The 9,783-nt window shown below is 67.7% G+C and carries 5 protein-coding genes; 3 read left to right on the top strand and 2 right to left on the bottom strand.

Annotated features, from left to right (window positions below; all coding sequences use genetic code 11):
• Positions 1-145 precede the first annotated feature (145 nt).
• From ACFV15_RS32465 to ACFV15_RS32475, 3 genes are all read left to right on the top strand, one after another.
• A complete protein-coding gene (locus ACFV15_RS32465) occupies positions 146-3,172 on the top strand; it encodes a GH92 family glycosyl hydrolase (RefSeq protein WP_378355141.1) in 3,027 nt (1,008 codons plus the stop codon).
• Positions 3,151-5,226, top strand: a complete 2,076-nt coding sequence (locus tag ACFV15_RS32470) for an FUSC family protein (RefSeq protein ID WP_378355142.1) — start codon at positions 3,151-3,153, stop codon at positions 5,224-5,226. The genes ACFV15_RS32465 and ACFV15_RS32470 overlap by 22 nt, the downstream gene beginning before the upstream one ends.
• A 226-nt stretch (positions 5,227-5,452) precedes the next feature.
• Complete coding sequence (locus tag ACFV15_RS32475) at positions 5,453-6,442, top strand: malate dehydrogenase (protein ID WP_378355143.1); 990 nt, start codon at positions 5,453-5,455, stop codon at positions 6,440-6,442.
• Between the two features lie 147 nt (positions 6,443-6,589).
• Here ACFV15_RS32475 and ACFV15_RS32480 read toward each other — a convergent pair whose 3' ends face one another.
• Entirely contained in the window at positions 6,590-8,641 is a 2,052-nt protein-coding gene (locus tag ACFV15_RS32480) for a M3 family metallopeptidase (protein WP_378355144.1), read from the bottom strand.
• Between the two features lie 46 nt (positions 8,642-8,687).
• Positions 8,688-9,395: a histidine phosphatase family protein gene (locus ACFV15_RS32485; protein WP_378355146.1), complete on the bottom strand. Its 708-nt coding sequence runs from the start codon at positions 9,393-9,395 to the stop codon at positions 8,688-8,690.
• Positions 9,396-9,783: the final 388 nt, after the last annotated feature.

Below are 9,783 nucleotides of genomic sequence, written 5' to 3' on the forward strand. Positions count from 1 at the left end.
CCCGCAACGCTCACGACCCCACTCCTCAAGGCTTGTTTTGGCTTTTGGTACCCCTGTTTTGCTCTTCAATGCCGAGCGGTATAGGGCGTTATACACTTAGAAGACTCGGTGAGTGTGGTGCCGGGCTTGCCGATACGGTGGCCAGGTGACGGTCACCGGGTTCTTCTCCTCCTTCGAACCGAGCGATCCGCAACCTTTGCTCCCCGGCATAGACACCGGGCCTGCCCACTCCCCCACTGCCAGGGAAAACGCCGGCTTCACCGGACTGCACGCCCTGCGCTTCACCGGCGGTGGGGTGCTGTTCGAAGTGGACGTCGCCGTCACCGAGCACAGTGAACTGTCCTATGTGGTGTTCCCTGAGGGCGATCTGCTCGTCACCGTGGACGTCGAGTTCGAGGATGGCAGCCGCGCCGGGCTCACGACCGACCCGAAGTCGCTCTACCCCGATCAGTGGAACCTCGTCCGCAGGCGACTGGGTTATTTTGCGGGCAAGACCGTGCGCAGGATCCTGCTGCACGCCCAGTCCCCCGGCTGGCTCGACGACGTGCGGCTCGCCGAACGGCCCATCGAGGACAAGGACCCGGTCGACTGGGTCCGCACCACCCGTGGCACGAACTCCAGCAGCGACTTCTCCCGCGGCAACACCTTCCCGGCCACGGCCGTGCCGCACGGGTTCAACTTCTGGACCCCGATCACCAACTCGCGGGTGACCGACTGGATCTACGAGTACCACCGGCACAACACCGCCGAGAACCTGCCGGCGCTGGAAGCGTTCGGGCTCAGCCACCAGCCCAGCCCGTGGATGGGCGACCGGCACACGTTCCACGTCATGCCCGGCATCGGGCCGGTCGAATCGGCGCGTCACAAGCGGCTGCTGACCTTCCGCCACGAGAACGAGACCGACCGGCCACACCACTACGGCGTCCGGTTCGAGAACGGGATCACCACCGACATCGCGCCTGCCGATCACGCCGCGATCTTCCGGTTCACCTTTCCCGAGGACCGGTCCTGGCTGCTGTTCGACAACGTCAAGAACCGCGGCGGCCTGCGCCTCAAAACACACAAGGGCGTGCTGACCGGACACACCTGGGTCCGCAGCAGGCTCTCGACCGGCGCACGCCGGATGTTCATCTACGCCGAGTTCGACAAGCCGGCCAAGCACGGCGGCAAGCTCCGGCGGCCGTTCTGGCGCACCGTCACCGGCTACCTCGAATTCGAGGCGCGCGAGGTCACCATGCGCATCGCCACCTCGCTGATCAGCCTCGACCAGGCCAAACGCAACCTCGAGCTGGAAATCCCGGACGGCACCACCTTCGAGGAAGTGCGCGACAACGCGCGCGCCGCCTGGCAGGACATCCTCGGCCGCATCGAGATCGAAGGCGCCACCGAAGACCAGCTCACCACCTTCTACTCCAACCTCTACCGGCTCTACCTGTACCCGAACTCCGGGCACGAGGACACACCCGACGGCGTCCGGCACGCCAGCCCGGTCATCCGCCGCTGCCGTCCGAGCACCCGCAAGCAGACCGGCGCACAGGTCGTCGACGGCGAGATGTTCGTCAACAACGGCTTCTGGGACACCTACCGCACCACCTGGCCCGCGTACGCGCTGCTCACCCCGAGCCGCTGCGCGCGCATGGCCGACGGCTTCCTCCAGCAATACCGCGAAGGCGGCTGGGTCTCCCGGTGGTCCTCCCCCGGCTACGCCAACCTGATGACCGGCACCAGCTCGGACGTCGCGTTCGCCGACGCCTACCTCAAGGGCGCCAACGGCTTCGACCTCCGCACCGCCTACGAAGCGGCACTCAAGAACGCCACCGTCACCCCCACCGGGGCGGGTGTCGGCCGCAAGGGACTCGCGGAGTCGATCTTCCTCGGCTACACGCCGGCCAGCGTCGGCGAGGGCCTGTCCTGGGCACTCGAAGGCTGCATCAACGACTTCGGCATCGCCAACATGGCCACCGCGCTCGGCGACCGCGACAACGAGGCCTACTTCCGCCGCCGCGCCATGCAGTACGTCAACCACTTCGACCAGCGCGTCGGCTTCTTCCAGGGCCGCAACCGCGACGGCAGCTGGCACCACACGCCCGAGCAGTTCGACCCGGCGGCCTGGGGCGGCGACTACACCGAGACCAACGCCTGGAACACCGCGTTCTCCGTGCCGCACGACGGACACGGGCTCGTCGCGCTGCACGGCGACCTCGAGTCCAAACTGGACAAGTTCTTCGCCACCCCGGAAACCGGCCGCAACCCCGGCGCGTACGGCGGCATCATCCACGAGATGACCGAGGCTCGCGACGTCCGGCTCGGCCAATACGGCCACTCCAACCAGCCCTCGCACCACATCCCGTACATCTACAACTACGCGGGCGCGCCGTCGAAGACCCAGCGCATCGTCCGCGAGGTCCTCACCCGCTGCTACCTCGGCAGCGAGATCGGCCAGGGCTACCCCGGCGACGAGGACAACGGCGAGATGTCCGCCTGGTACGTCTTCAGCGCGCTCGGCTTCTACCCGCTCGCCATGGGCAGCCCGTACTACGCCGTCGGCTCGCCGCTGTTCCCCAAGGTCACCATCCACCTCGAGAACGGCGAAGACCTCGTCATCCGCGCCTCCGGCCACCAGCACCCGTACGTCCAGAACCTGCACGTCAACGGCACACCGCAGACCATGCCGTTCCTCGCGCACGCCGCGCTCGCAAGCGGCGGGACGATCGACTTCACACTCGGCCCGCAGCCGTCACGCTGGGGTTCGGGCAGACCGCGCCCCCGCATGCCCGCTCCGCTGCACGATCTCACCGGGACAGTCCACAGTGCACAAGGCACCAACGTCGAGGCACTGATCGACGACACCACCCGCACAGAGGCCACTTTCCGCTCGACCACCGCGACCATCGACTACACAGTGGACGGTCCTAACAGGCCGGTCGTGCTCTACACGCTCACCTCCGGCGCCCGCGGCGGCGACCCGAAATCCTGGATGCTGGAAGGCTCCGACGACGGTACCGAGTGGACTGTCCTCGACGAACGTTCCGACCAGACGTTCCCATGGCGCCGCCAGACCAGGCCGTTCCTGCTGAGCCGCCCGGCCACCTTCGGCCGCTACCGCCTGCGTGTCACCGGCAGCTCCGCCAGCTGGATCACGCTCGCCCAATGGGAGCTGCTCGCACAGTGAAACTCTGGGACTCCACAAGGGACCGGCTGGTCGCCTCCGACCCCGGCTTCGTCCGGCTGAAACTGGGCCTCTCGGCGGTTCTGGGCATCGTCCTGTCGGTGCTCGCGTTGCTCCCGCTGCACCAGCCGCTCACGGTCATGCTGGTCGGCGCGATCGCCGCGATGATGGCCGCGTTCACCGTCGGCGACGCCACCCCGAAGAAGCAGGCCGTCACCCTGCTGCTCGCGCTGCTCGTCGGCGCCGTCGCGCTGACCGTCGCCAGCCTCGGCACCGCCGCGCCCCCGCTCGACAGCATCCTGTTCGTGCTGCTCATCTTCGTCGCCGTCTACGCCCAGCGCTTCGGCAGCCGCGGCATCGCGCTCGGCTCGGTCGGCTTCTTCCTCTTCTTCTTCGCGATGTTCCTGCAGACGCACCTGCGGCAGGTGCCGTCGCTGCTGCTCGCGCTCACCGTCGGCATCGCGGCCAGCGCACTCGTCCGGTTCGTGCTGCTCCGCCGCCGCCCGGACGCCGAGTTCCTCCGCGTGCGCCGCGCCTTCCGCGCCAGGCTGGGCGCCGTCGTCCGCGCCGCCGAGGCCTACCTCGCGGGCGGCGGCACCGACCGCGCCCGCAAGCAGCTGCGCACCGCCAACTCCCGCCTGCACGAATGCGTGCTGCTGATCGAGGACACCGCCCCGGACGTCATCGGCGAACAAGACGTCGACCTGCTCCGGCGCCGCGCGATCGAGGTCGAACTCGCCGTGCAGTGGCTCGCGATCACCACCCAGCGCACCGTCACCGAGGACCTCGCGCCGTCGACCCGCGACAAGCTCATCGCCAGCCTGCAACGCTTCCACACGCTCATCGAACGAGACCCGCGCGACCTGCCGCTGATCAGCGAGACCGGCGAGTTCAGCAAGATGCTCGTCGAAGGCAGCCGCATCGACGAGCACCCCGAGCCCGGCGACGAACTCCGCCGCGCCATCGCCGAACTCGCACTCGCCGACGTCAAAGCCCAGCGCGTCGCCGAGCACGACAAGTCCACTGAGGACTCCGCTCCGGAAGAGCCGGAGAAGAAGCCGGCGTTCACCTACGACAACCAGACCCGCAGCGCCATCCAGGCGGTCGTCGGCGGCGGGCTCGCGGTCGTCGGCGGCGCGCTCGTCTCCCAGCAGCGCTGGTACTGGGCCGTCCTCACGGTGTTCGTGGTGTTCATCGGCTCCTCGACGGCGGGCGCCACCTTCGTCAAGGGCGCACGCCGTCTCGGCGGCACGCTGATCGGCATCGTCGGCGGCGTCGTGCTCGCGACGCTGGTCACCGGCAGCACCGGCGCGACACTCGCGCTGATCCTCGTGTGCGTGTTCGGCATGGTCTACATGTCACGCGTGTCCCAGGTGATCATGGCGTTCTTCGTGACCGCGATGCTGGGCCTGTTGTACAGCCTCCTCGGCACCTTCAGCCTCGAAGTGCTCTGGATCCGCCTCGCCGAAACCGCCGTCGGCGCGGCCGCGGGCATCCTCGCCGCGGTCGTCATCGTCCCCGTCCGCACCCGCTCGGTGATGCTCGACGACACCGCCGCCGTGCTCGACCAGCTGCGAGACTTCCTCGACCAGGCCGTGAAACTGTTGTCCGGCAGCGAAAACGTCAACATCATCGAGCTGTCCCGCGACCTCGACCGCGCCGTGGACAAGGTCCGCGCGACCATCGAGCCCCTCACCCACCCGATCAACTTCAGCAGCGCCCGCCGCGACTACGGCTGGCACGTACTGACCACACTGGAAACCATCGCCTTCCGCGCCCGCCACGTCGCCGCCAGGTCCCAGCCCGGCCTGCTGGCCGACGAAGACCGCTTCCTGCTGTTCGCGGGCCGCATCGACGGCAACGTGGGCGTCCTGCTCGACGCGGTCCACGAGACAGCGCACGGCAAGCTCATCCTCGACGACGGCACCCCGGTCTCGGACACGATCACCGACCCGCAGGCCCGCTCCGTCCTGTCCAGCCTCGGCCAACTCGACAACGCGCTGATCGCACTCGGCCGCGCCTTCGACGTCAAGGCGATCGCCCGCTCAGGGTCGTGAGTGGTATGACCGGTTAGAACCGGCCGGATCACTCACGACCCCTAAGCTCCAGGCTGTTTTTTTACCTGGCTGAGCCGATTTTCGCCTCAGGCCGAGCGGTATAGGACGTTATACACGTCTCTCGACCTGATCGATTAAGCGGAGAGTGACAGGACGCACCCGATCGGCGTGACGCGGGGCGGATAGAGTCGCCTGTACAAGCCATCGTCGTCTGCAGGAGAACGCAATGACCCAAGCCCCTGTCAACGTGACCGTCACCGGTGCGGCCGGCCAGATCGGGTACGCGCTGCTGTTCCGCATCGCGTCCGGTCAGCTGCTCGGTGCCGACACCCCGGTGAAGCTGCGGCTCCTCGAGATCCCGCAGGCGGTCAAGGCGGCCGAGGGCACCGCGATGGAGCTCGACGACGGCGCGTTCCCGCTGCTCGCGGGCATCGACATCTTCGACGACCCGAAGCAGGCCTTCTCCGGCGCCAACGTCGCGCTGCTGGTCGGCGCCCGCCCCCGTGCCAAGGGCATGGAGCGTGGTGACCTGCTCGAGGCCAACGGTGGCATCTTCAAGCCGCAGGGTGAGGCCATCAACGCGGGCGCCGCCTCGGACATCAAGGTCCTGGTCGTCGGCAACCCGGCCAACACCAACGCCCTCATCGCCCAGGCGCACGCCCCCGACGTGCCCGCCGAGCGCTTCACCGCGATGACCCGCCTCGACCACAACCGCGCGCTCGCGCAGCTGTCGAAGAAGCTCGGCGTCCCGATCACCGAGATCAAGAAGCTCGCCATCTGGGGCAACCACTCGGCCACCCAGTACCCGAGCATCGCCCACGCCGAGGTCTCCGGCAAGAACGCCACCGAGGTCGTCAACGACGAGCAGTGGCTCGCCGACACCTTCATCCCGACCGTCGCCAAGCGCGGCGCGGCGATCATCGAGGCCCGCGGCCTCTCCTCGGCCGCTTCGGCCGCCTCCGCCGCCATCGACCACGTCCACACCTGGGTCAACGGCACCCCGGAGGGCGACTGGACCTCGGCAGCGGTCGTCTCCGACGGCTCGTACGGCGTTCCCGAGGGCTTGATCTCCTCGTTCCCGGTCACCGCCGCGAACGGCGAGTACAAGATCGTCCAGGGTCTCGAGATCGACGACTTCTCCCGCGCCCGCATCGACGCCTCGGTTGCCGAGCTCGCCGAAGAGCGCGACGCCGTGCAGAAGCTCGGCCTGATCTAAGGCCGCACCACTCGGGTTCTTCTTGCTTCACACGCGAAGGCCCCCGCCACGGAACTCTGGAGGTTCCCGGCGGGGGCCTTCGTCACGCAAAGGGTCGTGAGTGTTTAGACCGGTTAGAACCGGCCGGAACACTCACGAGCCCAGTCCTCAGGCGCCGGTGAGGCCTCGGCGCTTCAGCAGCGGCTCGATCTCCGGGTCACGGCCGCGGAAGTTCCGGAACGCCACCATCGGGTCGACGCTGCCGCCCCGCCCGAGCAGCTCACGGCGGAAGTGATCGCCGTTGTCCCGCGTCAGGCCGCCGTTCTCCTTGAACCACTCGACGGTGTCCGCGTCGAGTACCTCGCTCCAGATGTAGGAGTAGTACCCGGCCGCGTACCCACCCGAGAAGATGTGCGCGAAGTACGTGCTCCGGTAGCGCGGCGGCACACTCGCCAGCGCGACGCCAGCCTTCTCCAGCGCCGCGGCCTCGAAGCGCTGGACGTCCTCGACGTGGTCGTCGACGCCCAGGCCATGCCAGGCCTGGTCGAGCAGTGACGCCGCGAGGTACTCGGTCGTCGAGAAGCCCTCGCCGTAGAGCTGGGACGTGAGGAGCTTGTCCACCAATTCCTGGGGCAGCGGCTCCCCCGTCTCGTGGTGACGGGCGTAGTTGGCGAGCACCTCCGGCCAGAGCATCCACATCTCGTTGACCTGCGACGGGTATTCGACGAAGTCGCGCGGGACGTTGGTGCCGGAGAAGCTCGGGTAACGCACGTCCGAGACCAGTGCGTGCAGCGCGTGGCCGAACTCGTGGAACGCGGTGTTGACCTCGTCGAAGGTGAGCAGGGTCGGCTCGCCTGCCGGTGGGCGGGCGATGTTGAGGTTGTTGACGACCACGCACTGGGTGCCGAAGAGCTCGCTCTGGTTGACGAAGGTGTTCATCCACGCGCCGCCGCGCTTGGAGTCGCGGGTGTAGTAGTCGCCGAGGAAGAGGCCGAGCCCCGTGCCGTCGGCGTCGAAGACCTCGAAGACGCGGACCTCGGGGTGGTACTTCGGCAGGTCGTGGCGCTCGGAGAAGGACAGGCCGTACAGCTTGCCCGCGGCGTGGAAGATGCCGTCGACGAGCACGCGGTTCAGCTCGAAGTACGGGCGCAGCGCGGCGGCGTCGACGTCGAACCGGTCGCGGCGGACCCGTTCGGCGTAGAACGGCCAATCCCACGGCTCCAAAGAAGCGCCGGGCACGTCTTCGGCGAGGTAGCGCTCCAACTCCTCGGCCTCGACCTTCGCGTTGGCGACCGCCGCGGGCGCGAGCCGCTCCAGCAGCCCCGTCGCCGCTTCGGCCGTCCGGGCGGTCTCGTCGGAGATCACGTACGCCGCGTGATGCGGGTGACCGAGCAGCGCGGCGCGCTCGGCGCGCAATGCCGCCATGCGGGCGAGGGTCGCCTTGTTGTCGTAGGTATTTTCACCGTTACCACGGGCGATGGAAGCGTGGTAGAGGCGCTCGCGCAGTGCGCGATTTTCCAACGAAGCCAATGCGGGCTGGCCGGTCGGGAGAACGAGGTTCAGAACGTACTTACCCGGCAAGTCGCGTGCGATCGCGGCCTCGCGCGCCGCGGCGATCGTGTCCGCGGAAAGGCCCGAAAGTTCTTCGACGTCGTCGACGACGACAGCCAATTCGTTCGTGTCTTTGAGCAGATTCTGCTGGAATTTCGTGCTGAGAGTGGACAATTCACCATTCAGCTCGCGCAACCGTTGCTGATCCCCCGCTGGCAGCCCGGCTCCCGCCCGCTGGAAATCGGTGTGGATCCTTTCCAACAGCCAATCGGACTCGTCATCGAGCGCCAGCTCGGAACGCCGCGAGAAGAGGTCGGACACCCGCGCGTACAAATCCTCATTCAAGTGTATGGCATCGTGGTGCGCCGCCAGCCGCGGCGCGATCTCCGACTGGATCCCCTGGATCACGTCGTTGCTGTCCGAGCCCGCCAGGTTGTAGAAGACGGAGAGCACCCTGGACAGGAGCCTGCCGCAGCGCTCCAGCTCGACGATGGTGTTCTCGAAGGTCGGGGCGTCGGGATTGGCGGCGATCGCCGCGATCTCGGCCGTCTGCTCAGCCAGCCCGGCTTCGAACGCCGGCAGGTAGTGCTCGTCGGCGATCCGATCGAACGGCGGCAGGGCGTACGGGAGCCCGCTCGGCGTCGCGAACGGGTTGTCCTGCGAAATCATCGGATCTCCAGCTCAGGTCGGCTCACGTTTGGTCTCTTGGCGCACCTTAACGTCCGGTCGTCCCACCCACGACGGCATCACTGGAAGCCTTCCGCTTCCGGCCACGCGACGGCTTGGGCTTCGGCGGCACGACACCGGCCAGGTCACCGCCGTTGTCGTTCATCCGGAGCACGAAAGGCCTGGTCTCGGTGTACCGGACGACCGAGATGGACGCGGGGTCGACCACGATCCGCTGGAACGCGTCGAGGTGCTGGCCGAGCGCGTCGGCGAGGATGGCCTTGAGCACGTCACCGTGACTGCACAGCAGCCAGACGGCCTCGTCGCCGTGCTCGGCGGTGATCCGGGCGTCGTGCTCGCGCACGGCCGTCACGGCGCGGGCCTGCATGGCGGCCAGCCCCTCCCCGCCGGGGAACACCGCCGCCGACGGATGCGCCTGCACGACCCGCCACAGCGGCTCGCTGAACAGGGTCTTCAGCTCCCGGCCCGTCCACTCCCCGTAGTCCACTTCGGACAGTCGGGGTTCGACGTGTTTGCCCAGGCCACGCGCGGTCGCCAGCGGGCCGACGGTCTGCTTGCAGCGCAGCATCGGGGACACCACGAGCTCGGCGAGCGGTACCGCCGCGAGCCGCTCGACCAGCCGCTCGGCCTGCTCCTTGCCGGTCTCGTCGAGGTTGACCTTCGGCGAGCGCCCGGCCAGCACACCGGAGCCGTTCGCGGTGGACTTGCCGTGGCGCAGCAGGATGACGGTACTCACCGGCCCCACCTTACGTGTCCATGATCGCTGTGGCGGCGCGAAAAGGTTTGATCACGTAGAGTAAACGGTTTCCCGGTGGAGCGATCACCAACCCGACGCGGCGAAAATGGTTTAGTCCACCTACGCCAAATGGCGGCCTCACACGGCCGCGCCGACCAGCGATAAAGCCCTTCCCCGGCCGTGATCCACTTCGCGCCCAAGAAAGCGCTATCCCACTCAGCGGAAACCATTAGTAAATTGAGAAGTGAGCGATCACTAACCTCGCAGGAAATGAAAACACAAAAGAATGACTACGGAGCGGATCGTTCGGGCCCGCACTACCTGTCGGACCGTCAACGACGCCGAGGTGGCCTGCGGGTAAAAATATCGGTACCCCAAGGAAACCGAG

Origin of the sequence: Amycolatopsis sp. NPDC059657, assembly GCF_042734395.1 — a bacterium.
In the GTDB taxonomy this organism is placed as follows: Bacteria; Actinomycetota; Actinomycetes; order Mycobacteriales; family Pseudonocardiaceae; genus Amycolatopsis.